This is a genomic window from Salmonella sp. SJTUF15570, assembly GCF_043357055.1.
In the GTDB taxonomy this organism is placed as follows: Bacteria; Pseudomonadota; Gammaproteobacteria; order Enterobacterales; family Enterobacteriaceae; genus Salmonella; species Salmonella enterica.
In genome coordinates this window covers 15,445-40,071 of the sequence record NZ_JBEUKJ010000017.1, presented here as the reverse complement: position 1 = coordinate 40,071, position 24,627 = coordinate 15,445, and the positions used below count along the sequence as shown (strand labels likewise).

Below are 24,627 nucleotides of genomic sequence, written 5' to 3'. Positions count from 1 at the left end.
GATTTACTCTTTCGGGTCTTTCCCCGCCAGCAGCTTATCCAGCTCATCGCCGCCGACGTGACGGAAATCCTGCCCCTTCACGAAGTAGAAGATGTATTCGCAGATATTCTGGCAACGGTCACCGATACGCTCGATAGAGCGCGCGCAGAACAGTGCGGTCAGCACGCTGGGAATGGTGCGCGAGTCTTCCATCATGTAGGTCATCAGCTGACGCACGATGCCTTCATATTCCTGGTCAACTTTCTTATCTTCACGATAGATACGCACCGCTTCATCGAGATCCATGCGCGCGAACGCATCCAGCACGTCGTGCAGCATCTGCACGGTGTGGCGGCCCAGTGACTCCAGACTGACCAGCAGCGGCTGGTGCTGCTGGGAGAATTTCTCCAGCGCGGTACGGCAGATTTTATCCGCCACGTCGCCAATGCGCTCCAGTTCGGCGATGGTTTTGATAATCGCCATTACCAGACGCAGATCGCTCGCCGTCGGCTGGCGCTTGGCGATAATACGCACGCAGGCTTCATCGATGGCGACTTCCATCATATTAACCTGATGATCGCCTTCTACCACGCGCTTCGCCAGCTCGCTGTCCTGGTTGTGCATGGCGGTGATAGCGTCAGAAAGCTGCTGCTCCACCATGCCGCCCATGGTCATTACCTGAGTGCGGATGCTTTCCAGTTCGGCGTTGAACTGGCCGGAAATATGTTTATTAAGGTTCAGACTGTCCATTACGCACTCCTGAATTAACCGTAACGACCGGTGATATAGTCTTCTGTTTGTTTCTTCGCGGGCTTGGTGAACAGATCGTCCGTGTTGCTGAACTCAATCAACTCGCCCAGGTACATAAACGCCGTATGATCGGAGCAACGTGCCGCCTGCTGCATGTTGTGGGTCACGATCACCACGGTGTAATCCTGTTTCAGCTCGGTGATCAGCTCTTCAATACGCCCGGTAGAGATCGGGTCCAGAGCTGAGCATGGCTCATCCAACAGCAGCACTTCCGGGCGAATGGCGATACCGCGCGCAATGCACAGACGCTGCTGCTGACCACCGGAGAGAGAGTACCCGCTCTGGTGCAATTTATCTTTGGTTTCGTTCCATAATGCGGCTTTGGTCAACGCCCACTGCACGCGCTCGTCCATATCGGCGCGAGACAGCTTCTCAAACAGACGCACGCCAAAGGCGATATTGTCATAGATGGACATCGGGAACGGCGTCGGCTTCTGGAATACCATCCCCACTTTTGCGCGCAGTAGCGCGATATCCTGGGTGTTGGTGAGAATATTGTCGCCATCCAGCAGAATTTCACCTTCCGCGCGCTGCTCCGGATAAAGCGAATACATTTTATTGAAGGTACGCAGTAGCGTTGATTTACCGCAGCCGGATGGCCCGATAAATGCCGTTACCTGATTCTTCGCGATATCCAGATTAATGTTCTTCAGGGCATGGAATTTGCCGTAGTAGAAGTTCAAATCACGAACCTGAATCTTACTCGGGGCAGTTTCAACCATACTCATTTCACTCTTTTCCTCATCCAGCGCCGCATCCGCCACGCCGTAAAATAATGCCTGATGGCGCTACGCTTATCAGGCCTACAATGTCTTTAACCGTGTTTTTTCTTCGCGAAAACAACACGCGCCAGAATATTCAGCAGCAGTACGCACAGGGTAATAATCAGCACGCCCGCCCAGGCTAATTGTTGCCATTCGGCAAACGGGCTCATCGCGAATTTAAAAATGGTCACCGGCAGGTTGGCGATCGGCTGCATCATGTCGGTGCTCCAGAACTGGTTCGAGAGCGCGGTAAACAACAATGGCGCCGTTTCGCCGGCGATACGCGCAATAGCCAGCAGGATACCGGTCATAATGCCGGAGATAGAGGCTTTCAGCGTAATCGCGGAGATCATCTTCCACTTCGGCGTACCCAGCGCATAGGCGGCTTCACGCAGGCTATCCGGCACCAGCTTGAGCATGTTTTCAGTGGTACGGATAACGATCGGTACCTGCAACAGCGCCAGCGCAATCACCCCTGCCCAGCCGGAGAAGTGCTGCATCTGCGCCACCACGATGGTGTAAACAAACAGCCCCACAACAATTGACGGCGCGGAAAGCAGAATGTCGTTAATAAAGCGAATAATTTCCGCCAGCCAGGATTTACGGCCATATTCCGCCAGATAGATCCCGGCCATAATCCCCAGCGGCGTACCCAATACGGTAGCCCAGAGAATCAACAATCCACTCCCCGCCAGGGCGTTCGCCAGCCCGCCGCCCGCCGTGTTCGGCGGCGGCGTCATTTCGGTAAACAACGCCAGCGACATACCATCAATGCCGCGCGTGATGGTGGACATCAAAATCCAGATCAGCCAGAACAGGCCAAATGCCATCGTCGCCATTGAGAGCGTTAGTGCGATACGATTCTTCATGCGGCGACGCGCCTGCATCTTGCGACGGGATTCCGCGAGCTGCGCGGTGTTCTGCATATCAAGCGTAGCCATTAACGTGCTCCCTCGTTCTTCGCCAGACGCATAATCATGAACTTAGACGCCGCCAGGACGATAAAGGTGATCACAAACAGGATCAGCCCCAGCTCCATCAACGCTGCCACGTGCAGACCCGATTCCGCCTCAGCGAATTCGTTCGCCAGCGCGGAAGTGATGCTGTTGCCCGGCATATACAGCGACGCGCTGTCGAGCTGGTAAGTGTTGCCGATGATAAAAGTGACCGCCATCGTTTCACCCAGAGCACGGCCCAGCCCCAGCATAATGCCGCCGATCACGCCATTTTTGGTGAACGGTAGCACGATGCGCCAGATAACTTCCCAGGTAGTACAGCCGATACCGTAAGCGGACTCTTTCATCATTACCGGCGTTTGCTCGAAGACGTCGCGCATAACCGCCGCAATGTAGGGGATGATCATGATGGCGAGGATGACGCCCGCCGCCAGAATGCCGATACCAAACGCCGGGCCGGAGAACAGCGCGCCGACAAACGGAATGTTGGAAAGAATATTGCCGACCGGCTCCTGGAAGTACGTCGCAAACAGCGGCGCGAAGATAAACAGCCCCCACATGCCGTACACGATACTGGGGATCGCCGCCAGCAGCTCAATGGCGATGCCGAGCGGACGCTTTAGCCAGCCTGGCGCCAGCTCGGTTAAAAACAGGGCAATGCCGAAACTGACCGGAACGGCGATCAGCAGTGCGATAAAGGAGGTCACCAGCGTGCCGTAAATGGGCACCAGCGCGCCGTAGATATCGTTTGGCGCGTCCCATTCCTTAGTCCAAAGAAATGAGAAACCAAATTTCTGAATACTTGGCCAGGAGGAGATGATCAATGAGACGATAATACCGCCCAACATCAATAGCACAATCAGCGCAGCCAGTTTTACCAGCGCGCTGAAAATCATGTCGCCTTTTTTACCCGGCGGGTTAAAAGCAGGCTTGGTTGCAGCCATAAATTACTCTTTCCATTAAACGCGTTTTACGACGTTGCCCCTGCCGGATGGCGCTACGCTTATCCGGCCTACAACGTGGGCCTGCGGTCGAAACCGTAGGGCGGATAAGCGTAGCGCCATCCGCCAATTCGTTAATTAATACAGCGCCTTACCGTTGCTGTCTTTTATGCTGGTCTTCCAGGCGGTACGAACCTGCTCAACAACGTTATCCGGTAGGCTGGCGTAGTCCAGATCATTCGCCTGCTTAGCGCCATTTTTGTAGGCCCAGTCGAAGAACTTCAACACTTCAGCACCCTGCTCAGGTTTCTTCTGCGCTTTATGGACCAGGATAAAGGTGGTGGAGGTGATTGGCCACACATCGTCACCTTTCTGGTTGGTCAGATCCTGCGCGAAGGTTTTGCTCCAGTCTGCGCCTTTCGCCGCATTAGAGAAGCTCTCTTCCGTCGGGCTTACCGGCTTGCCGTCGGCAGAAACCAGTTTGGTGTAGGCCAGGTTGTTCTGCTTAGCGTAAGCGTATTCAACGTAGCCGATAGCGCCTGGCAGACGCTGTACAAATGCCGCGATGCCGTCGTTACCTTTACCGCCCAGGCCGGTTGGCCAGTTCACGGTAGAACCCGCGCCCACTTTCGATTTCCACTCGTCGTTGACTTTCGCTAGGTAACTGGTGAACACGAAGGAGGTACCGGAACCGTCAGCGCGACGCACCACAGCGATGTTCTGAGAAGGCAGCTTCACGCCTGGGTTCAATTTGGTGATGGCTTCATCATCCCACTTTTTGATTTTACCGAGGTAGATGTCACCCAGCGTTTTACCATCCAGCACCAGTTCGCCGGATTTGAGGCCTGGAATATTCACCGCCAGCACCACGCCGCCGATCACCGTCGGGAACTGAAACAGGCCTTCCTGATTCAGTTTTTCGTCAGACAGCGGCGCATCGGAAGCGCCAAAATCAACGGTATTCGCGGTGATTTGTTTCACGCCGCCGGAAGAGCCTATCCCCTGGTAATTGACTTTGTTACCGGTTTCTTTCTGGTAGGTATCCGCCCATTTGGCATACACCGGCGCAGGAAACGTTGCACCGGCACCTGTCAGGCTTGCTGCTGCAAAGGCAGAGAACGCGCTCATCGATAAGGTCGCGGCGACAACAGTTGCGACAGTGGTACGCATAACTTTCATAATGTCTCCTGCACGGTTTCGGTAAATCGTTGTTTGAGTTGCTACGATGAGCAAAATAGGACAAATTGATGACAGTTATATGTCTTGATTATAACGGTTTGATGACAATGGAAATAAAAAAGCTGGCCCGGGGAGACACCAGACCAGCCTGCAGGGGGAGATGAATTAGACTGTTTGCGCAACCGCAGACGGTTTCAACAGCGCGTACATCAGGCCGCAGACAATCGTGCCCAGGGCAATCGAGAGCAGATATTGCATCACATGTTCTACCGCATGCGGGATCGCCAGGACAAAGAGACCGCCGTGTGGTGCCATCAGTGTACAACCGAAATACATGGACAGTCCCCCGGCGATTGCGCCACCGACCATCGTGGAAGGGATGACGCGCATCGGGTCACGCGCAGCGAAGGGAATCGCCCCTTCAGAGATAAAGCACAGCCCCAGGATAAAGGATGCGTTACCCGCTTCATGCTCAGAGGCAGTGAATTTCGCTCTGGCCGCCCAGGTTGCGACGCCCATTCCTAATGCCGGTACCATCCCTGCCGCCATAATGGCCGCCATTGGCATATAAGAATGAGAAGCCAGTAAACCGACGCCGAAGGTATACGCAGCTTTATTCACCGGCCCGCCAAGGTCAAAACCTTGCATTGCGCCCAGCAACATTCCCAGCAAGATAGCATTCGTAGAGGTCATATTCCCCAGGAACGTCGTCAGCCCTTCCATCACCGCAGAAACGGGGCCACCCACCACGTAAATCATGATTAGGCCGGTAATCAGCGTAGACAGTAGCGGCAGAACCAGCACAGGCTTAAGTGCTTCCATTGACGCCGGCAGCTTAATATTTTGCGCCAGAAACCGTACGCTGTAACCAGCCAGAAAACCGGCCACAATCCCTCCCAGGAAACCAGCGCCGCACTGGCTGGCCAACATCCCGCCAATAAGCCCCGGGGCCAGGCCCGGACGATCGGCAATTGAGAAGGCAATAAACCCAGCCAGTACCGGCACCATCAGCGCAAAGGCCGCCTTACCACCAATTTGAAATAACGCAGCCGCCAGCGTGCCCGGCTCATTGAAGGCCTGGATACCGAAGACAAAAGAGAGCGCGATACATAACCCTCCCGCCACCACCAAAGGAAGCATATGGGATACACCGGTCATTAAATGCTTATAAACGCCGGGTAGCTCTGTTTTACCAGCTGAAGAAGAGCGCCCGGCACTCCCCTGATAGACCTCGGCGCTATTGAAAGCATTATCCATTTCCTGCGCACTCTTTTTTAGCGCCGCGCCGGTACTGGTGCGATAGAGTCTTTTGCCAACAAAGCCTGACAGATCCAGCTCAATATCCGCCGCGATAATCACCACATCCGCTTGCGCTATCTCTTCCGCGGTCAGCGTGTTCTTCGCCCCGACGGAACCGCGGGTTTCAACCTTGATCCAGTCACCACGCTTGCGGGCTTCAATTTCCAACGCTTCTGCCGCCATAAAGGTATGGGCGACGCCCGTCGGACAGGCCGTCACAGCAACAATTTTTTTAGTCATAGTAGGGTACCCTGTTCTTTTAATTTAAAGAAAAAGCGGGAAAAAATGTTACAGACGTGACCAGGCCGCGGCTTTCTGGAATAGCGCGTCATCCGGGCGAATCCCGGTATAAAGGACAAATTGCTCCACGGCCTGAATAGCAAACACTTCGGAACCGGTAATCACGGTTTTACCGCGTTCACGGGCGTAGCGGATCAGCGGCGTGACGGGCGGTAGCGCCACCACATCAAAGATAACGCTCGCCTTATCCACTTCCTGTTCGGAATAAGAGAGTTTGTCGGCATCATTACCGCCAGCCATTCCGATAGGCGTGGCGTTAATTAACAAATCGGCTTCAATACCGTCGGTATCCGGGCGCCATTCATAGCCATAGAGTTCGGCCAGTTGTTTACCTGACGCTTCATCAATCGCGACAATATAACCACGGGTAAACCCCGCATCCTTCAGCGCGCAGGCCACCGCCTTTGCCATACCACCGCTGCCACGCAAAGCAAACACCAGGTCGGGAGAGACCTTGTAATTCGCCAGCAAGCGAGCTATTGCAATGTAATCGGTGTTGTACGCCTTCAGATGGCCATTGGTATTCACAATGGTATTAACTGAGTGAATGGCCTGAGCGGAAGCATCCAGTTCATCCACCAGCGGAATGCAGGCTTCTTTAAACGGCATAGAGATCGCGCACCCACGGATCCCCAACCCGCGCACGCCGCTAATGGCCTGCGTAAGATCGGTCGGCGAAAAAGCTTTGTAGAGATAATTGAGATCCAGCGCTTCGTACAGATAGTTGTGAAAGCGTGTACCGAAGTTACTTGGGCGTGCCGCCAGGGACATGCAGACCTGAGTGTCTTTATTAATGCGCTTTGTCATGATAAATCCTCATAGAAGTTGCGATAGAGAAAATCATCGGCTAAAAAGGGGATATTAAAAATTGCTCATTCCCGTTCGGGAAATTTCACCTTTTATGACAACCCGGCACACTGAACAAAAATACTTAAAGCTACTCCAGCACTATGGCGACAAGCCTGTTAGCGTGACATTACAGGAGCTGGCGGATGTGTTGTTCTGCACCCGACGGCATATGCGTAATCTGTTGCTTCAGATGCAGGAGGCAAAGTGGCTCATCTGGCAATCACAGGCCGGACGTGGGCATCGCGCCCGGCTTCACCTGCGCTATAAACCAGAACAGCTGTTAAGCGAAAAGGCGGAGCAGTTGCTGGAGTCTGGTCATGTTGATCAGGCCATTCAACTGCTGGGTAAAAATAAGCACCAGGTGGCGCAACTGTTGCGTTCAAAGCTGGGCTATAGCGTGCGGGCAGACTATCAGCGGCTGTGCATCCCCTATTACCGGACAATGCCGTCGCTGTGCCCCGGCATACCGTTGCGTCGCTCTGAGCAGCATCTGGTCAGGCAGATTTTTAGCGGCCTGACGCGCATAAATGAGGAAAAAGGTGAAGTCGAAGCCGATCTTGCCCACCACTGGCGGCAGATTGATCCACTGCGCTGGCGTTTTTATCTGCGCCCCGCCGTCCTCTGGCATGATGGTCAGGAGCTGACGATCGACGCGGTTATCGCTTCACTGACCCGCAGCGCTAAGCTGCCGTTGTTCTCGCACTTGCAGACCATTCAGGCCACCGGGCCGCTGAGCCTTGAAATTACGCTGGCGCACCCGGATAACCGACTGCCGCTGCTGCTCAGTCATATTGATGCCATGATCCTACTGCCTGACCATACACAACGCGCTGATTTCCCGGCACATCCCGTGGGAACTGGCCCTTATGAGGTGGTGGAAAACAATGGCTTTCATCTGCAAATGAAGGCCTTTGACCACTATTTCGGTCTGCGCGGGCTGCTGGATGAAGTGGAGGTCTTTATCTGGCCGAATTTAACGGAGACAGATAACCTGGCGGAATCGCTGTCGGATAACGACACGGCAGCCTGGCTCAGTTCCAGCCTGAGCGATGAGGATTACGTTTCCGGACGGCTTAGCCAGGTATCAGGCAAACCTTCTGACAACCTGCGCGAGATGTTTCTTGAGCGTGGAGGCTATTTTTTATTATGCGACAGTCGCTCTCCGCACTGGCATACCGCCGAACATCGCCGCTGGCTGCGGGAAACACTCAGCCCTTACGCCTTACTCCAGCATCTGAGTGAGGCAATTCGCCCCTTCTGGGTACCGGGCGGCAGCCTACTGTCCTCCTGGTTTCATACTATTGAGGCGGGCCCAGCCTGTTCACCTTTTATCTCGTCGTCGCCCTACGCAAAACTGCGTCTGGCCTATCACGATCAGCACCCTGAATTTCCGATGCTCCTGGATATCATGCAAGAGATCATGCGCCAGCAGGGCATTTTACTTGAGGGCGTGGAGCTGAATTATGATGACTGGGCGAATGGCAAAGCCAATGTGGATCTCTGGCTGGGGACGGTCAATTTCCCCATTCCCGAAGAGTGGAACGTCGGTACATGGCTGCTGGGCTCCCCTTTACTGCGCCACGCCATCAGCGGTGGGGATGATGCGCTGCTGGCCCAATGGGAAACCCAGTGGCATGCCGAAACCATCAGCGCGGAACAACTGGTCAGGGAAACCACCCGTTCAGGCTGGCTACAGCCGCTTTTTCACCACTGGATGCGACTCAAAAGCCCCGACCGGGCCAGGGGGATCCACCTGAATAACCTGGGGTGGTTTGACTTCCGATCCACCTGGATTGAGCCAGGGCCTTAAAGAAGAGAATGTGACCGGGTGCCCGTAGCGCTGGCAGGCGTAGCACCTCTTAGTCGCTCTTCAGCCACCATAGAGAAAGAACAGCGCCTGTCACGGCGCACAAAAAAAGGCCGTCTATCGACGGCCTTCTGCCTGGTACTACATTTGTACTTACTCTACGGTAACCGATTTCGCCAGGTTACGCGGCTGGTCAACGTCGGTGCCTTTAATCAGCGCCACGTGATACGCCAGCAGTTGCAGCGGAACGGTGTAGAAGATAGGCGCAATGACCTCTTCCACATGCGGCATCTCGATGATGTGCATGTTGTCGTTGCTGATGAAACCCGCATCCTGATCGGCGAAGACGTACAACTGACCGCCACGTGCGCGAACTTCTTCGATGTTGGATTTCAGTTTCTCCAGCAGTTCGTTGTTCGGCGCCACCACAATCACCGGCATGTCGGCGTCAATCAGCGCCAACGGCCCGTGTTTCAGCTCGCCTGCAGCATAGGCTTCCGCGTGAATGTAAGAGATCTCTTTCAGCTTCAGCGCGCCTTCGAGCGCAATCGGATATTGATCGCCACGACCGAGGAATAGCGCGTGATGCTTGTCGGAGAAATCTTCTGCAAGCAGCTCGATGCGTTTGTCCTGCGACAGCATCTGCTCAATACGGCTCGGCAGCGCCTGTAGGCCATGAACGATATCATGCTCAATGGACGTATCCAGACCTTTCAGACGCGCCAGTTTCGCCACCAGCATCAACAGCACGGTTAACTGGGTGGTGAAGGCTTTGGTAGATGCTACGCCAATTTCCGTACCCGCGTTGGTCATCAGCGCCAGATCGGATTCACGCACCAGCGAAGATCCCGGCACGTTACAAATGGCCAGAGAGCCCAAATATCCCAGCTCTTTCGACAGACGCAGGCCAGCCAGGGTATCTGCGGTTTCGCCAGACTGTGACAGGGTAATCATCAGGCTGTTACGGCGCACGGCAGATTTGCGATAGCGGAATTCAGAGGCGATTTCAACGTCGCACGGAATACCTGCCAGCGATTCAAACCAGTAACGGGAAACCATACCGGAATTGTAAGAAGTACCACAGGCGAGGATCTGAATATGCTCAACCTTCGACAGCAGTTCGTCGGCGTTCGGTCCCAGCTCGCTTAAATCCACCTGACCGTGGCTGATGCGCCCGGTAAGGGTGTTTTTAATCGCGTTCGGCTGTTCGTAGATCTCTTTCTGCATGTAGTGGCGGTAAATACCTTTATCGCCCGCGTCATATTGCAGATTGGATTCGATATCCTGACGTTTTACTTCCGCGCCGGTGTTATCGAAGATATTTACCGAACGGCGAGTGATTTCAGCGATATCGCCCTCTTCAAGGAAGATAAAGCGACGAGTCACTGGCAACAGCGCCAGCTGGTCAGAAGCGATAAAGTTTTCGCCCATACCCAGGCCAATCACCAGCGGGCTACCAGAACGTGCAGCCAGTAGGGTATCCGGGTGACGGGTATCCATGATTACCGTACCATATGCGCCACGCAGTTGCGGGATAGTACGCAGAACAGCCTCACGCAGAGTACCGCCCTGTTTCAGTTCCCAGTTTACCAGGTGTGCAATCACTTCGGTGTCGGTTTCAGAAACGAAGGTATAGCCACGCGCTTTTAACGCTTCACGCAGCGGTTCATGGTTTTCGATGATGCCGTTATGCACCACCACAATGTGTTCAGAAACATGCGGATGCGCGTTAGCTTCTGAAGGTTCACCGTGCGTCGCCCAACGAGTGTGAGCAATACCGGTGCCGCCATGCAGAGGATGTTCTTCCGCTGCCTGAGCCAGCATCTGGACTTTACCGAGGCGACGCAGGCGGGTCATATGACCTTCTGCATCAACCACGGCCAGACCGGCAGAGTCATATCCGCGGTATTCCAGACGACGTAAACCTTCGAGAAGGATTTCAGCTACATCACGCTGCGCGATAGCGCCAACAATTCCACACATAGTTTTATTTCCTGATTATGGCATTACGCCATGCGTTGTCGCTGACCTGTATGCCCGTCGTTGCGGGCGCCCCGAGCCTTGTAGAGAGTGGGGTTATTTTTATAAGTACTGCTCATGGAGCGGAGGATTATTTTATCCTCTCATCTCCGGTCTGCCGGATGGCGCTGACGCTTATCCGGCCTACAAAATCACTTTTTCTTCACCGGACGCTGCCAGCCTTGCTTATGCACCTGCGGCACGCGGCTTAATACCAGTTCATTGTCAGCTACGTTACGGGTGACGGTAGTCCCTGCGGCGATGGTGGCCCCTTTACCAACAGTAACCGGCGCCACCAGTTGGGTATCGGAGCCGACAAACACATCGTCGCCAATAACCGTTTTGAATTTGTTCGCGCCATCATAGTTACAGGTGATGGTCCCCGCGCCGATATTCACGTTGTCGCCAATTTCCGCATCTCCCAGGTAGGTCAGATGGCCGGCTTTAGAACCTTTACCGAGACGCGCTTTTTTCATTTCAACGAAATTGCCGACGTGAGCGCCCGCTAACAGCTCCGCGCCGGGACGCAGGCGAGCAAACGGGCCGATGGTGCAGGCCGCTTCCAGATGCGCATCTTCCACCACGCTGTATGGGCTAATTTCGCAGTCATCGCCAATAACGCTGTTTTTAATAATGCAGCCCGCGCCGATCTTCACGCGGTGACCGAGCGTTACATAACCTTCGATGATAACGTTAGCGTCAATTTCGACATCCATTCCACAATGAAGGGTGCCGCGAAGATCAAAACGTGCCGGATCGCGCAACATAACGCCGGATAACAGCAGTTTCTCCGCCTGTTCGGCCTGGTAAATACGCTCCAGACGAGAAAGCTGTAGACGGTTATTCACGCCGTCCGTTTCGCTGATGCGAGCCGGATGCACCGCGGCGATTTCTCGTCCTTCCTGATAAGCCAGCGCAATGATATCAGTGATGTAATATTCACCCTGCGCATTATTGTTAGTCAGCTTAGACAACCAACGTTTCATGTCCGCGCCGTTGGCGATCAGAATACCGGTGTTAATTTCCTGAATCTGACGCTGTTCATCAGTGGCGTCTTTATGTTCAACGATGCCGGTCACTTTACCGTTTTCACGCGTAATACGGCCATAGCCGCTCGGATCGTCCAGCTTCACAGTTAATAACCCAATACCACCCTGCGGTTTGGCATCGCGCAGGCGCTGTAAGGTTTCAACCGAAATCAGCGGCACGTCGCCGTAAAGCATTAAAATATCTTCATCGTCGCTAAAGAAGGGCGCGGCCTGCTGCATTGCGTGACCTGTACCCAACTGTTCCGCCTGAAGCACCCAGTTCAGCTTGTCATCTTTCAGGGTCTGTTTTAACAACTCGCCACCGTGGCCATAGACCAGATGAACCTGTGCGGCCCCTAATTTAGTAGCTGCATCAATGACATGCTGCACCATGGGTTTACCCGCCAGCGTGTGCAGCACTTTAGGAATATCGGAATACATGCGCGTGCCTTTACCTGCGGCAAGGATCACTACGCTCATAGCACTATTTAACATACGCGTCCTGACTGTAATTTGAGAACGAATTTATACTGTTTCACGTTGAAAATACTACATTTTTTTCATCGTAAAATGGAAGAAGGATAAAACGCTCACCGGGATAAAATCCCCGCCTGCTAATGAATCATTTTCGTTCATTACCGCGCCTCTTGTCTCCTGAAAAGTAAAAACACCCGCGTACTGGCAACGTAGTCCGATGTTTTTGCTGTTTTTTTACTCCATAAATAAAGAAGATAACGTAATAAAGCGCAGGGGAGTCAGAAAAGCAAAAACCAGCGACAGAGGCCGCTGGTTTTCCGTTGCGCGTATTTTTTACTTAATTACGCGACATAAAAATCCGCAAAATATACCAGAACATGGTCGCGATAGAAGCAAACAGATGTAATGCCGCGCCAGCAGGGCGATCGGTAGGGTAATGGTGAATAATGTTAGAAGTATCGTAAAGTATAAACCCGGCGCACAGCAGTACCATTAGCGCAGAAAACCAGACGCCCAGCGAGAAGCCGCAGATGACGCTCGCAATAATCGCGCCAAAAGCAATGAACCCAGCCATAGTCAGAAACGAGCGCAGAAAAGAAAAGTCTTTTTTTATAGAAAAAGCGGTAAACGTCAGGCCGCCGACCAGCAACAGAGTCGTTATTGCCGCCGCGCCAATGCTCGACGGGTTAATATACGCCGCCACCGTTAACAGGGGGGCAAAAATCAGGGATTCTGCCAACACATAAATCCCCAGCCCGATAAGTTGCGTTTGATTATTCCCCGCATTATCCGCCAGACGGGTCGCCAGCATTCCCACCAGCATAAAAGCGCCGAGAACAACCAACCAGCTATATCTTCCACCAGCCAGCAGCACATCAAGCGCATACTCCCCGACCCCTATAAAACTCCACGCCGCGCTCAATACGATAAAACCGACGATGGCGACGGCGAGATGAAGATAAGCACGACGAATAAAAGTAGTACGATCAATCCTTGAGTCGGGTTGTGGACCCGCAAAGGATGGCTGAAATGACATAGTAATAATCCCTCATTTTATGCAATAAAAACGCATCCATTCCTCCCTTCTTCGCACAATGTGCAGATGCCAATGACAGAAAGAAGGATTTAATGAAAACAGCGCTGTCGCTGAAAACGCGTCGCCTTCAGCCGCTTGTTTTTGTCGTTGCTAGTTTATCGAATAAAAATTGAGAGGATAAAAAAAAACCAGTCCGCAATCAGACTGGTTTTATGCTTTCAAGCCGGTGTTACATCGCTTTTTTGGTCAACTCGATAACGCGCAGTTTAGCGATCGCTTTGGCCAGTTCCGCAGACGCCTGAGCGTAATCCACGTCACCGTGCGAGCTCTTAATGTGCTCTTCGGCTTTGCGCTTCGCTTCCAGGGCTCGCGCTTCGTCGAGATCCTGACCGCGAATCGCGGTATCCGCCAGAACGGTCACGCTGCCAGGCTGCACTTCCAGAATGCCGCCGGACAGATAGATAAACTCTTCATGACCGTGCTGCTTAACGATGCGAATCATACCAGGCTTAATGGCGGTGAGCAGCGGCGCGTGCCCCGGGTAAATCCCCAGTTCGCCTTCGCTACCCGTAACCTGGATTTTCTCGACCAGACCGGAGAACATTTGTTGCTCCGCGCTGACGACATCCAGGTGGTAAGTCATTGCCATATCACCCTCCGATTAAGGCGTTAAAGTTTTTTGGCTTTTTCCACGGCTTCGTCGATGGAACCGACCATGTAGAACGCCTGCTCCGGCAGGTGATCGTATTCGCCTTCCATGATGCCTTTAAAGCCACGGATGGTGTCTTTCAGGGAGACGTATTTGCCCGGAGAACCGGTAAATACTTCCGCCACGAAGAACGGCTGGGACAGGAAGCGCTGAATTTTACGCGCGCGTGCTACCACCAGTTTATCTTCTTCAGACAGTTCGTCCATACCGAGGATGGCGATGATGTCTTTCAGTTCCTGATAACGCTGCAGGATGGACTGAACGCCACGCGCGGTGTCGTAGTGTTCCTGACCAACAACCAGCGGATCCAGCTGACGGCTGGTGGAGTCCAGCGGGTCAACGGCCGGGTAGATACCCAGGGATGCGATCTGACGGCTCAGTACCACGGTTGCATCTAAGTGCGCAAAGGTGGTGGCTGGAGACGGGTCAGTCAAGTCATCCGCCGGTACGTATACCGCCTGTACGGAGGTGATAGAACCGGTTTTGGTGGAGGTGATACGTTCCTGCAGAACGCCCATCTCTTCCGCCAGAGTCGGCTGGTAACCTACTGCGGAAGGCATACGGCCCAGCAGTGCGGATACTTCCGTACCGGCCAGGGTGTAACGATAGATGTTATCGACGAACAGCAGTACGTCACGACCTTCGTCACGGAATTTCTCCGCCATGGTCAGACCGGTCAATGCAACGCGCAGACGGTTTCCCGGCGGCTCGTTCATCTGGCCATACACCAGGGATACTTTATCGATAACGTTGGAGTCGGTCATTTCGTGGTAGAAGTCGTTACCCTCACGAGTACGTTCACCTACGCCCGCAAACACAGAGTAACCGGAGTGCTCGATCGCGATGTTACGGATAAGCTCCATCATGTTTACGGTTTTACCTACACCCGCACCACCGAACAGACCGACTTTACCGCCCTTCGCGAACGGACACATCAGGTCGATAACTTTGATACCGGTTTCCAGCAGTTCCTGAGAGTTTGACAACTCTTCATAGGAAGGCGCTGCGCGGTGAATCGCCCAACGCTCTTCTTCGCCGATCTCGCCTTTCATGTCGACCGGTTCGCCCAGGACGTTCATGATACGACCCAGCGTGGCTTTACCTACCGGGACTTCGATCGGGTGTTCGAGATCTTTTACATCCAGACCGCGACGCAGACCGTCAGAAGACCCCATCGCGATGGTACGCACGATACCGCCGCCAAGCTGCTGCTGAACTTCCAGCACCAGCTTCTCATTACCATTCTGCACCTCAAGGGCATCGTACACGCGTGGTACGGCATCCTGAGGGAACTCGACGTCGACCACGGCGCCGATTACCTGGACAATCTTTCCAGTAGCCATCTTAAATCCTCTACGAAATAACCTGGTTAAACCGCGGCGGCCCCCGAGACGATCTCGGTGAGTTCCTGAGTAATGCTGGCCTGACGAGCTTTGTTGTATACCAACTGCAGCTCTTTAATCAGGCTGCCGCCATTATCGGTTGCGGCTTTCATCGCCACCATTCGTGCGGCCTGCTCGCTGGCCAGGTTTTCTACCACGCCCTGATAAACCTGAGACTCCACATAACGACGCAGGAGAGTATCCAGCAGCGCTTTCGGGTCTGGTTCATACAGGTAATCCCAGGCTTTACGCTTCAGATCATCATCTTCTGACGCCGGCAGCGGCAGCAGTTGAGTGATCGTCGGCACCTGAGACATGGTGTTAATAAATTTGTTGCTGACAATGTAAAGCTTGTCCAGACGGCCTTCGTCGTAGGCCTGCAACATCACTTTAACCGGACCGATCAGTTCGGACAGAGAAGGGTTATCCCCCATACCTGTCACCTGAGCGACAACGTTGCCGCCTACGGAATTAAAGAATGACACGCCCTTAGAGCCGATCATTGCGAGTTCGCACTGAACGCCTTTATCGGACCATGCCTTCATATCCGCCAGCAGCTTTTTGAACAGGTTAATGTTCAAGCCACCGCACAAACCACGGTCGGTCGACACTACCAGGTAGCCCACGCGTTTAACGTCGCGCTCTTCCAGGTAGGGGTGCTTATATTCCAGATTACCGTTCGCAAGGTGACCAATCACTTTGCGCATGGTCTCTGCATAAGGACGGCTGGCCGCCATGCGATCCTGCGATTTACGCATTTTGGAAGCGGCGACCATCTCCATCGCTTTAGTGATCTTTTGCGTGTTCTGGACGCTTGCGATCTTACTACGTATCTCTTTTGCGCCGGCCATGAGCTTCTCCTCAATGCCTTACGGCCTGCCCTAAGGCAAGCCGCCAGACGTTACCAGGACTGGGTTGCTTTGAAGGAATCGAGGATGCCTTTCAGCTTGCCTTCGATTTCGTCGTTATAGCCACCGGACTGGTTGATCTCTTGCATCAGCGGAGCGTGATCACGGTCGACGTAAGCCAGCAGTGCGGCTTCGAAGCTACCGATTTTCGCCAGTTCGACATCCGCCAGATAACCACGTTCTGCTGCGAACAGAACCAGAGACTGCTGCGCGACGGACATCGGCGCATACTGTTTCTGTTTCAGCAGTTCGGTCACTTTCTGACCGTGGTCAAGCTGTTTACGGGTGGCATCGTCAAGGTCGGATGCAAACTGAGAGAACGCCGCCAGTTCACGATACTGCGCCAGCGCGGTACGAATACCACCGGACAGTTTTTTCATGATCTTGGTCTGGGCTGCGCCACCTACACGGGATACCGAGATACCCGGGTTAACCGCAGGACGAATACCGGCGTTAAACAGGTTAGATTCCAGGAAGATCTGACCATCGGTAATGGAAATTACGTTGGTCGGAACGAACGCGGAAACGTCACCTGCCTGCGTTTCGATAATCGGCAGCGCAGTCAGTGAACCGGTTTTCCCTTTCACTTCACCTTTAGTGAAGGCTTCGACGTAGTCGGCGTTAACACGCGCAGCACGCTCCAGCAGACGAGAGTGGAGGTAGAATACGTCGCCCGGGAATGCTTCACGTCCTGGCGGACGACGGAGCAGCAGGGAGATCTGACGGTAAGCAACAGCCTGTTTAGACAGGTCATCGTAAATGATCAGCGCATCTTCGCCGCGGTCGCGGAAGTATTCGCCCATTGCGCAACCGGCATACGGCGCCAGATATTGCAGCGCAGCGGATTCGGACGCGGTTGCCACCACAACAATGGTGTTAGCCAGCGCGCCGTGTTCTTCCAGTTTACGCACCACGTTAGAGATGGTGGACGCTTTCTGGCCGATAGCGACATAGATACATTTGATGCCGGAGTCACGCTGGTTGATGATGGCATCGATAGCCAGCGCGGTTTTACCGGTCTGACGGTCACCGATGATCAGTTCACGCTGACCACGACCGATTGGGATCATGGAGTCAACGGCTTTATAGCCGGTCTGCACCGGCTGATCGACAGACTGACGATCGATAACGCCCGGCGCAATCGCTTCAACGGCAGAGAAGCCGTCATTATCAACCGGACCTTTACCGTCGATTGGCGCACCCAGGGTGTTTACCACACGTCCCAGCAGGCCGCGGCCAACCGGAACTTCCAGGATACGCCCCGTACATTTAACCTTCATGCCTTCGGCAAGGTCAGCGTATGGACCCATGACTACCGCACCCACGGAGTCGCGCTCCAGGTTCAGTGCGATAGCGTAACGGTTACCCGGCAGGGAGATCATTTCACCCTGCATACAATCGGCCAGGCCGTGAATGCGGATAACACCGTCACTGACAGAAACAATAGTACCTTCGTTGTGAGCTTCGCTCACCACATTGAACTGAGCAATGCGCTGCTTGATCAGTTCGCTGATTTCGGTGGAATTCAGTTGCATGCTCCAGTCCCCTTAAGACTGCAAGACGTCTGCAAGGCGCTCAAGACGGCCGCGTACGCTGCCATCAATGACCATATCACCCGCCCGGATGATAACGCCTGCCATTACAGACTTATCGATTTTGCAATTCAGCTTCACTTTGCGTGACAGACGTTTTTCCATCGCGGCGCTGATTTTCGAAAGCTGCTCTTCACTCAATGCGGTTGCCGACGTAACTTCTACCTCGGAGGTAGCTTCACTGGCGGCACGCAGATGAATAAACTGCTCCAGAACATCCGGGAGCGCGTTCAGACGATTATTTTCAGCCATCACCCGAATCAGGTTCTGACCGTTTTCGTCTAACTGCTCACCGCAGACTGCGATAAACGACTCAGCGAGCGTTTCCGGCGCCAGCGCGCCAGAGAGAAGCTCTGCCATTTGTTCGTTCTTGGTTACCTCGGCGGCAAACGCCAGCATATCCTGCCAGCGCTCTACACTTTGGTGTTCAACGGCAAAGTCAAAAGCTGCTTTGGCGTAGGGGCGAGCTACCGTAACAAATTCAGACATCAGCCCCTCCCTCCTTACAGTTCAGCGACAAGTTTATCCACGATGTCGCTGTTAGCAGCTTCATCCACGGAACGTTCGATGATCTTCTCGGCGCCAGCAACAGCCAGGATAGCAACTTGCTTACGCAGCTCTTCACGGGCGCGTTTACGCTCGGCTTCAATTTCCGCCTGCGCCTGCGCCACGATTTTAGTACGTTCCTGCTCTGCTTCAGTTTTGGCTTCGTCCAGGATCTGAGCGCGGCGTTTGTTTGCCTGCTCGATGATTACCTGAGCTTCCGCTTTCGCTTTTTTCAGCTGGTCGGTCGCGCTGGCCTTTGCAAGGTCAAGATCCTTATGTGCTCGTTCAGCAGAAGCGAGACCGTCAGCAATTTCTTTCTGACGTTTCTCGATGGCTGCCATTAACGGCGGCCATACGTACTTCATGCAAAACCAGACAAAGAGAATAAACGCGATGGCCTGGCCGAGGATTGTTGCGTTAAGATTCACAGCACAATGCCTCTATCTAGTTAACCTTCTGATATTGCTCTTAATTCAAGCAACGCTTACTACGCGACAGCGAACATCACGTACAGACCCAGACCTACAGCGATCATCGGGATAGCATCCACCAGACCCATAACGATAAAGAACTGAGTACGCAGCAGAGGAATCAGATCAGGTTGACGCGCCGCGCCTTCCAGGAATTTACCCCCGAGGATGCCGATACCGATCGCAGCACCGATTGCCGCCAGACCCATCATCACAGCGGCAGCCATGTACAGCAGATCCATATTCAGGTTTTCCATGACAGTCTCCAGTTTGTTTCAGTTAAAACGTAGTAGTGTTGGTAAATTAATGCTCTTCGGACGCCATCGACAGATAGACAATCGTCAGAACCATGAAAATGAAGGCTTGCAGCGTAATAATCAGGATGTGGAAAATGGCCCACGGCACATTCAGAATCCACTGTGACCACCACGGCAACAGACCAGCAATCAGAATGAAAATCAGCTCACCGGCATACATGTTGCCGAACAGTCGCAGACCGAGAGAAACCGGTTTGGACAGCAGACTTACCCCTTCAAGGATTAAGTTGACAGGAATGAACGCCCAGTGATTGAACGGCTGCAGCGTCAACTCTTTTGCGAAGCCGCCGATGCCTTTCATTTTGATGCTGTAGAACAGAATAAGGATGAATACGCCCAGCGCCATCGACAGGGTGATGTTGACGTCAGCAGACGGCACCACGCGCGTTGCCGGCAGACCCAGCCAATGCTCAGCGATATACGGCAGCAGGTCGATAGGCAGTAAGTCCATCAGGTTCATAAGGAATACCCAGACGAAAATCGTCAGGGCCAGCGGCGCAATCAGCTTGCTTTTGCCATGGTACATGTCTTTGACGCTGCCATGCACAAAGCCGACTATCAGCTCAATCGCGGTCTGAAACTTGCCTGGCACGCCGCTGGTCGCTTTTTTAGCAACGCTACGGAACATCACCAGAAACAACAGACCCAGCACCACCGAGAAGAACATGGAGTCAATATTGAGCGTCCAGAAGGTGGCTGGGGGGTTCTGCGGATCCACCAGCGAGAAAGTACGCAGGTCCAGCTGAAGGTTATTCAGATGGTGTCCTATGTATTCCTGCGGCGTCATATTTTCTGAAGCCATGATGCCTTTTACCCTTTGTTGTTAATTACAGCCGGCGCCAGTATCTGAACCACCAGCACCAAAACCCACGTAACGATCAGCGGCAAAAACACCGCCTTTAAAACCGCCAACGCCACCACCAGTAAAACCAGCATCGCTAACACCTTGAAGGCTTCACCGAAGGCGAAAGTCCAGGACACGCGGCCCTTAGCAGGTGTATGCGCCTGGTGACGCCAGGCAAATATCATAAACAACATATTAGGCAGTGCCACTGCCAATCCCCCACATACTGCGGAGATGCCCCAGAAGGGGTCTTTGAGGCAAAACAGCAATCCACTTGCTATTACCGCCAGAAACTGAATGAACAGAAGCTTACGAGCAACGTTTCGACTCACGAGCGACACAGACATCACGTTTTTACTCCTGCCCACTTCGAGGTATGCCGCGTGTCGTATAAAACGTTCTTTAAGACTTAGAGTCAAGCATCAAAAAGCGGTCAAATTATACGGTGCGCCCCCGTGATTTCAAACAATAAGTAGCCAAAAGGTGAATAAATGTTTAAATATTTTTCTCTGGCCCGCATTTTTAACTTTTAGCCAAAGTGTGAACGATCGTACAAAACTGCAAATAGCGCGAAAACACTGGCGATAAAGCGTGCACCAGATCACACATTAAACATATTCATGCTTACGCAATTCATTTACGTGTCAATTCATGCCTTTTCATCTTTTTGATATTTAAGCGTAAAACTAGGTACTGTTTTAAAAATACCAGCTTACACCTTAAAAACGCCCCATTGACATTTATAATAAAAATTTAACAAGCAAAAGTGATTTTTCGATTCGATTTTTAGCAGACTGATATTTACAAAGTTGATTACTCTCTGTTTTAACAAAAGAAGCGACGTTGTCATGTTGAAACGAAACCGTAAATCCAGAGTTAAATGTAACAACGCTGAAATGCGTTATACCTGTCGATTTTTAACACAAGCCGCGTCGTTTTTTTTCTATTTTTTTTGATAAAAATTAAACTTTGTTTGACTTAATAATCACCAGATGCCGCTCGCCTTCCAGTTGCGGAACGCGTAATTTTTCAACAGATTCGACGCTAAAATTGTCAGGTAGTGAGGCAATTTCATCCCCTGGCAATTGCCCTTTTAAGGCATAAAAACGCCCTTTCTCTCCCGGCAGATGGTGACACCAGCTCACCATATCATTCAACGATGCGAAAGCGCGGCTGATAACGCCATCAAACGGTGGTTCGGAGGGATAGGCTTCAACGCGGCTTTGAACCGGCGTGATGTTTTCCAGTTTCAGTTCGTGCTGGACCTGACGCAGAAAACGTACCCGCTTGCCCAGGCTGTCGAGTAAGGTGAAATGCGCGTCAGGGAGAACAATAGCCAGTGGGATGCCCGGCAGCCCCGGTCCTGTTCCTACGTCGATAAAACGCTGTTCCTGAAGATACGGCGCAACGACTATGCTGTCGAGAATATGGCGTACCAACATTTCGTTGGGATCCCGCACTGACGTCAGGTTGTATGCTTTGTTCCATTTGTGCAGCATATCAACGTAGGCGACCAGCAGCGTTTTCTGGTGATCGGTAAGAGAAATACCGGCATCAGCCAGCAGACGAGAGAGTTTGTTGAGCACGGTCATTACCTGTTAATAATCAAATGCCCGATGCGCTTTCGCTTATCGGGCCTACAAATTTGTAGGGCGGGCAAGCGAAGCGCCCCCGCCAAATTAGTGTTATCAAGCGCTACGACGCAGCATACCTTGTTTTTTCAGCCATACCAGCAGAATGGAGATTGCCGCTGGCGTAACGCCGGAGATACGCGATGCCTGGCCGATAGACGCCGGTTTATGATCGTTCAGCTTGGCGATAACTTCGTTCGACAGACCGGAAACCTGACGATAATCCAGAGTGGCAGGCAGCAACGTATTCTCGTTACGTAGTTGTTTTTCAATCTCATCCTGCTGGCGAGCGATATAACCTTCGTATTTGACCTGGATTTCCACCTGCTCAGCGGCTTGCTCATCTTCAAGCGCAGGCGCGAATGCGGCAAGCGAAGTGAGCTGCGCGTAGGTCATTTCCGGACGACGCAACAGATCTTCACCGCTGGCCTCACGGGAGAGAGGCGTGGTCAAATGCGCATTCACTTCATCGGCGGATTCCGCAGAGGGCGTTACCCATGTCGATTTCAGCCGCTGACGTTCGCGTTCGATATTTTCCAGCTTCTCGTTGAAGCGCGCCCAGCGTTCATCATCCACCAGACCCAGCTCGCGGCCCATTTCGGTCAAACGCAGATCGGCGTTGTCCTCACGCAGCATCAGGCGATATTCGGCGCGGGAGGTAAACATGCGATACGGCTCTTTGGTGCCCAGCGTACAGAGATCGTCCACCAGCACGCCGAGATAAGCCTGAGAACGCGCAGGCGCCCAGCCCTCTTTGTCGGCGGAAAGACGCGCGGCATTCAGACCAGCGAGCAAGCCCTGCGCCGCAGCCTCTTCATAGCCGGTAGTACCGTTGATTTGACCAGCAAAGAACAGGCCGTGAATAAATTTGCTTTCCAGAGTCGGTTTCAGATCGCGCGGGTCGAAGAAATCGTACTCAATCGCATAACCAGGACGAACGATCTTCGCGTTCTCCATGCCCTGCATGGAACGGACAATCTGCATCTGCACGTCAAACGGCAGGCTGGTGGAGATACCGTTAGGGTAAATCTCGTTAGAGGTCAGTCCTTCCGGCTCAAGGAAGATCTGATGCTGGTTACGATCGGCAAAACGCATCACCTTGTCTTCGATCGAAGGACAGTAGCGTGGGCCGATCCCTTCGATCACGCCAGCGTACATTGGGCTACGATCGAGGTTATTACGAATCACGTCATGGGTTTTCTCATTGGTATGCGTGATGTAACACGGCACCTGTTGCGGATGCTGAGAAGCATTCCCCATAAACGAGAAAACCGGCATCGGGTTATCGCCATGCTGTTGAGCCAACACGCTGAAATCGATAGTACGCGCATCAATACGCGGCGGTGTGCCGGTTTTCAGGCGACTGACGCGTAGCGGAAGCTCACGCAGACGGCGAGACAGCGGGATGGATGGCGGATCGCCAGCACGACCGCCGCTGTAGTTATCCAGACCAATATGAATTTTGCCGTCCAGGAAGGTTCCGACGGTCAGCACCACCGCTTTCGCGCGGAATTTGAGCCCCATTTGGGTCACGGCGCCGACAACGCGATCGTTTTCGACAATCAGATCTTCAACCGCTTGCTGGAAGATCATCAGATTCGGCTGATTCTCCAGCGCGGTACGCACCGCCTGGCGGTATAAGACTCGATCCGCCTGAGCCCGGGTAGCGCGAACGGCCGGACCTTTGCTGGCGTTTAGTATCCTAAACTGAATACCTGCCTGATCGATCGCTTTCGCCATCAGACCGCCGAGCGCATCCACCTCTTTTACCAGATGTCCCTTTCCAATACCGCCGATCGCCGGGTTGCAGCTCATCTGTCCCAACGTGTCAATATTGTGTGTCAAAAGCAGAGTCTGTTGACCCATACGCGCTGCGGCCATCGCGGCCTCAGTGCCTGCATGACCCCCGCCAATAATAATGACGTCAAAAGGATCCTGATAAAACATGGTAATTGCCTCGCATAACGCGGTGTGAAAATGGATTGAAGCCCGGGCGGTGGATTCTACTCAACTTTAGCCGATGGAGAAAGCCCCGGGATCCGGGCTATTAAAAAGAAGATCTTTTTATTTAGAGATCTGTTCTATTGTGATCTCTTATTAGGATCGCACCAGGCTGTGGATAACCCGGATCCTGTAATAAAGATCAATGCGTTGGAAAGGATCACTAGCTGTGAATGATCGGTGATCGTGGCCCGTATAAGCTGGGATCAAAACGGGTACTTATACACAACTCAAAAAGTGAACAACGGTTATTCTTTGGATAACTACCGGTTGATCCAAGCTTTCCACCAGATTTATCCACAATGGATCGCACGATCTTTACACTTATTTGAGTAAATTAATCCAGGATCCGAGCCAAATCTCCGCTGGATCTTCCGGAATCTCATGTTCAAGGATGTTGATCTTCAGTGTTTCCCCAACCTGTTTTGCGCCAGCGCCTTTCAGTTCCGCTTCTATTTTCTCAATCGCGCCGCAAAACGTGTCGTATTCTCGACTGCCAATGCCAATTGCGCCGAAACGTACCGCGGAAAGATCGGGTTTCTGCGTCTGAAGGTCTTCATAGAAAGGGGTCAGGTTGTCCGGAATGTCTCCGGCGCCGTGCGTTGAGCTGATTATCAGCCAGATCCCGGAAGTTGACAGATCCTCTAATAACGGACCGTGCACCGTTTCGGTTGAAAAACCGGCAGCTTCCAGCTTTTCCGCCAGATGTTCCGCGACGTATTCGGCGCCGCCCAGGGTGCTGCCGCTGATAAGAGTAATGTCTGCCATTGATCGCTCGCTCAG

At 53.0% G+C, this 24,627-nt stretch carries 23 protein-coding genes; 1 reads left to right on the top strand and 22 read right to left on the bottom strand.

What is annotated here, in order from left to right; translation table 11 throughout:
- Positions 1–3: 3 nt before the first annotated feature.
- From phoU to ABVN44_RS22680, 7 genes are all read right to left on the bottom strand, one after another.
- Positions 4–729: a phosphate signaling complex protein PhoU gene (gene phoU, locus ABVN44_RS22710; protein ID WP_000377800.1), complete on the bottom strand. Its 726-nt coding sequence runs from the start codon at positions 727–729 to the stop codon at positions 4–6.
- A gap of 14 nt (positions 730–743) precedes the next feature.
- Entirely contained in the window at positions 744–1,517 is a 774-nt protein-coding gene (pstB, locus tag ABVN44_RS22705; RefSeq protein ID WP_000063118.1) for a phosphate ABC transporter ATP-binding protein PstB, read from the bottom strand.
- 86 nt (positions 1,518–1,603) lie between these two features.
- A complete protein-coding gene (gene pstA / locus ABVN44_RS22700; protein ID WP_000212197.1) occupies positions 1,604–2,494 on the bottom strand; it encodes a phosphate ABC transporter permease PstA in 891 nt (296 codons plus the stop codon).
- Entirely contained in the window at positions 2,494–3,453 is a 960-nt protein-coding gene (gene pstC, locus ABVN44_RS22695; RefSeq protein WP_000741630.1) for a phosphate ABC transporter permease PstC, read from the bottom strand. Before pstC ends, pstA begins: the two co-directional genes overlap by 1 nt.
- A 135-nt stretch (positions 3,454–3,588) precedes the next feature.
- Complete coding sequence (pstS, locus tag ABVN44_RS22690) at positions 3,589–4,629, bottom strand: phosphate ABC transporter substrate-binding protein PstS (protein WP_000867131.1); 1,041 nt, start codon at positions 4,627–4,629, stop codon at positions 3,589–3,591.
- Between the two features lie 165 nt (positions 4,630–4,794).
- Positions 4,795–6,168 (bottom strand): fructose-specific PTS transporter subunit EIIC, encoded by a 1,374-nt coding sequence (locus ABVN44_RS22685; RefSeq protein ID WP_023232183.1) that lies wholly within the window; start codon positions 6,166–6,168, stop codon positions 4,795–4,797.
- Between the two features lie 48 nt (positions 6,169–6,216).
- Positions 6,217–7,035 (bottom strand): shikimate 5-dehydrogenase, encoded by an 819-nt coding sequence (locus tag ABVN44_RS22680; protein WP_000166709.1) that lies wholly within the window; start codon positions 7,033–7,035, stop codon positions 6,217–6,219.
- A 94-nt stretch (positions 7,036–7,129) separates the two neighbouring features.
- Between ABVN44_RS22680 and ABVN44_RS22675 the strand changes: the two genes are divergently transcribed.
- Positions 7,130–8,887 (top strand): SgrR family transcriptional regulator, encoded by a 1,758-nt coding sequence (locus ABVN44_RS22675; RefSeq protein WP_129339497.1) that lies wholly within the window; start codon positions 7,130–7,132, stop codon positions 8,885–8,887.
- A 150-nt stretch (positions 8,888–9,037) separates the two neighbouring features.
- Here the strand turns inward: ABVN44_RS22675 and glmS are convergent, their stop codons facing one another.
- From glmS to mioC, 15 genes are all read right to left on the bottom strand, one after another.
- Positions 9,038–10,867: a glutamine--fructose-6-phosphate transaminase (isomerizing) gene (gene glmS / locus ABVN44_RS22670; RefSeq protein WP_023232181.1), complete on the bottom strand. Its 1,830-nt coding sequence runs from the start codon at positions 10,865–10,867 to the stop codon at positions 9,038–9,040.
- A 188-nt stretch (positions 10,868–11,055) separates the two neighbouring features.
- Entirely contained in the window at positions 11,056–12,426 is a 1,371-nt protein-coding gene (glmU, locus tag ABVN44_RS22665; protein ID WP_000934854.1) for a bifunctional UDP-N-acetylglucosamine diphosphorylase/glucosamine-1-phosphate N-acetyltransferase GlmU, read from the bottom strand.
- Positions 12,427–12,745: 319 nt separating this feature from the next.
- A complete protein-coding gene (locus ABVN44_RS22660; protein WP_000009904.1) occupies positions 12,746–13,444 on the bottom strand; it encodes a Bax inhibitor-1 family protein in 699 nt (232 codons plus the stop codon).
- A 229-nt stretch (positions 13,445–13,673) separates the two neighbouring features.
- The gene (locus ABVN44_RS22655; protein ID WP_001251971.1) at positions 13,674–14,093 is read right to left on the bottom strand and encodes a F0F1 ATP synthase subunit epsilon; all 420 of its coding nucleotides are present in this window, start codon (positions 14,091–14,093) and stop codon (positions 13,674–13,676) included.
- Between the two features lie 20 nt (positions 14,094–14,113).
- The gene (gene atpD, locus ABVN44_RS22650; protein ID WP_000190499.1) at positions 14,114–15,496 is read right to left on the bottom strand and encodes a F0F1 ATP synthase subunit beta; all 1,383 of its coding nucleotides are present in this window, start codon (positions 15,494–15,496) and stop codon (positions 14,114–14,116) included.
- A gap of 26 nt (positions 15,497–15,522) precedes the next feature.
- Positions 15,523–16,386, bottom strand: coding sequence for a F0F1 ATP synthase subunit gamma (atpG, locus tag ABVN44_RS22645; protein ID WP_000896506.1), 864 nt, complete (start codon positions 16,384–16,386; stop codon positions 15,523–15,525).
- A 50-nt stretch (positions 16,387–16,436) separates the two neighbouring features.
- Positions 16,437–17,978, bottom strand: a complete 1,542-nt coding sequence (atpA, locus tag ABVN44_RS22640) for a F0F1 ATP synthase subunit alpha (protein ID WP_001176751.1) — start codon at positions 17,976–17,978, stop codon at positions 16,437–16,439.
- A 12-nt stretch (positions 17,979–17,990) separates the two neighbouring features.
- The gene (atpH, locus tag ABVN44_RS22635; protein ID WP_001288957.1) at positions 17,991–18,524 is read right to left on the bottom strand and encodes a F0F1 ATP synthase subunit delta; all 534 of its coding nucleotides are present in this window, start codon (positions 18,522–18,524) and stop codon (positions 17,991–17,993) included.
- 14 nt (positions 18,525–18,538) lie between these two features.
- Positions 18,539–19,009, bottom strand: a complete 471-nt coding sequence (gene atpF / locus ABVN44_RS22630; protein WP_001052212.1) for a F0F1 ATP synthase subunit B — start codon at positions 19,007–19,009, stop codon at positions 18,539–18,541.
- A gap of 59 nt (positions 19,010–19,068) precedes the next feature.
- Positions 19,069–19,308, bottom strand: coding sequence for a F0F1 ATP synthase subunit C (atpE, locus tag ABVN44_RS22625; RefSeq protein ID WP_000429386.1), 240 nt, complete (start codon positions 19,306–19,308; stop codon positions 19,069–19,071).
- A gap of 46 nt (positions 19,309–19,354) precedes the next feature.
- Positions 19,355–20,170, bottom strand: coding sequence for a F0F1 ATP synthase subunit A (gene atpB / locus ABVN44_RS22620; RefSeq protein WP_000135632.1), 816 nt, complete (start codon positions 20,168–20,170; stop codon positions 19,355–19,357).
- A gap of 8 nt (positions 20,171–20,178) precedes the next feature.
- Complete coding sequence (gene atpI / locus ABVN44_RS22615) at positions 20,179–20,559, bottom strand: F0F1 ATP synthase subunit I (protein WP_000116685.1); 381 nt, start codon at positions 20,557–20,559, stop codon at positions 20,179–20,181.
- A 615-nt stretch (positions 20,560–21,174) separates the two neighbouring features.
- Positions 21,175–21,798 (bottom strand): 16S rRNA (guanine(527)-N(7))-methyltransferase RsmG, encoded by a 624-nt coding sequence (rsmG, locus tag ABVN44_RS22610; RefSeq protein ID WP_023232180.1) that lies wholly within the window; start codon positions 21,796–21,798, stop codon positions 21,175–21,177.
- A gap of 102 nt (positions 21,799–21,900) precedes the next feature.
- On the bottom strand, positions 21,901–23,790 hold the full coding sequence (gene mnmG, locus ABVN44_RS22605) for a tRNA uridine-5-carboxymethylaminomethyl(34) synthesis enzyme MnmG (RefSeq protein WP_000499872.1): 1,890 nt from the start codon (positions 23,788–23,790) through the stop codon (positions 21,901–21,903).
- A 378-nt stretch (positions 23,791–24,168) separates the two neighbouring features.
- The gene (mioC, locus tag ABVN44_RS22600) at positions 24,169–24,612 is read right to left on the bottom strand and encodes an FMN-binding protein MioC (RefSeq protein ID WP_000763722.1); all 444 of its coding nucleotides are present in this window, start codon (positions 24,610–24,612) and stop codon (positions 24,169–24,171) included.
- Positions 24,613–24,627 lie beyond the last annotated feature (15 nt).

What these genes read in the sequence shown, in the direction of transcription:
- atpI (WP_000116685.1), bottom strand. Translation starts at nt 20,559, where the DNA reads ATGTCTGTGTCGCTCGTGAGTCGAAACGTTGCTCGTAAGCTTCTGTTC.
- mioC (WP_000763722.1), bottom strand. Translation starts at nt 24,612, where the DNA reads ATGGCAGACATTACTCTTATCAGCGGCAGCACCCTGGGCGGCGCCGAA.
- ABVN44_RS22685 (WP_023232183.1), bottom strand. Translation starts at nt 6,168, where the DNA reads ATGACTAAAAAAATTGTTGCTGTGACGGCCTGTCCGACGGGCGTCGCC.
- atpE (WP_000429386.1), bottom strand. Translation starts at nt 19,308, where the DNA reads ATGGAAAACCTGAATATGGATCTGCTGTACATGGCTGCCGCTGTGATG.
- atpH (WP_001288957.1), bottom strand. Translation starts at nt 18,524, where the DNA reads ATGTCTGAATTTGTTACGGTAGCTCGCCCCTACGCCAAAGCAGCTTTT.
- glmU (WP_000934854.1), bottom strand. Translation starts at nt 12,426, where the DNA reads ATGTTAAATAGTGCTATGAGCGTAGTGATCCTTGCCGCAGGTAAAGGC.
- mnmG (WP_000499872.1), bottom strand. Translation starts at nt 23,790, where the DNA reads ATGTTTTATCAGGATCCTTTTGACGTCATTATTATTGGCGGGGGTCAT.
- ABVN44_RS22660 (WP_000009904.1), bottom strand. Translation starts at nt 13,444, where the DNA reads ATGTCATTTCAGCCATCCTTTGCGGGTCCACAACCCGACTCAAGGATT.
- pstA (WP_000212197.1), bottom strand. Translation starts at nt 2,494, where the DNA reads ATGGCTACGCTTGATATGCAGAACACCGCGCAGCTCGCGGAATCCCGT.
- phoU (WP_000377800.1), bottom strand. Translation starts at nt 729, where the DNA reads ATGGACAGTCTGAACCTTAATAAACATATTTCCGGCCAGTTCAACGCC.
- pstS (WP_000867131.1), bottom strand. Translation starts at nt 4,629, where the DNA reads ATGAAAGTTATGCGTACCACTGTCGCAACTGTTGTCGCCGCGACCTTA.
- pstB (WP_000063118.1), bottom strand. Translation starts at nt 1,517, where the DNA reads ATGAGTATGGTTGAAACTGCCCCGAGTAAGATTCAGGTTCGTGATTTG.
- ABVN44_RS22675 (WP_129339497.1), top strand. Translation starts at nt 7,130, where the DNA reads ATGACAACCCGGCACACTGAACAAAAATACTTAAAGCTACTCCAGCAC.
- atpG (WP_000896506.1), bottom strand. Translation starts at nt 16,386, where the DNA reads ATGGCCGGCGCAAAAGAGATACGTAGTAAGATCGCAAGCGTCCAGAAC.
- atpB (WP_000135632.1), bottom strand. Translation starts at nt 20,170, where the DNA reads ATGGCTTCAGAAAATATGACGCCGCAGGAATACATAGGACACCATCTG.
- atpD (WP_000190499.1), bottom strand. Translation starts at nt 15,496, where the DNA reads ATGGCTACTGGAAAGATTGTCCAGGTAATCGGCGCCGTGGTCGACGTC.
- pstC (WP_000741630.1), bottom strand. Translation starts at nt 3,453, where the DNA reads ATGGCTGCAACCAAGCCTGCTTTTAACCCGCCGGGTAAAAAAGGCGAC.
- glmS (WP_023232181.1), bottom strand. Translation starts at nt 10,867, where the DNA reads ATGTGTGGAATTGTTGGCGCTATCGCGCAGCGTGATGTAGCTGAAATC.
- ABVN44_RS22680 (WP_000166709.1), bottom strand. Translation starts at nt 7,035, where the DNA reads ATGACAAAGCGCATTAATAAAGACACTCAGGTCTGCATGTCCCTGGCG.
- atpA (WP_001176751.1), bottom strand. Translation starts at nt 17,978, where the DNA reads ATGCAACTGAATTCCACCGAAATCAGCGAACTGATCAAGCAGCGCATT.
- ABVN44_RS22655 (WP_001251971.1), bottom strand. Translation starts at nt 14,093, where the DNA reads ATGGCAATGACTTACCACCTGGATGTCGTCAGCGCGGAGCAACAAATG.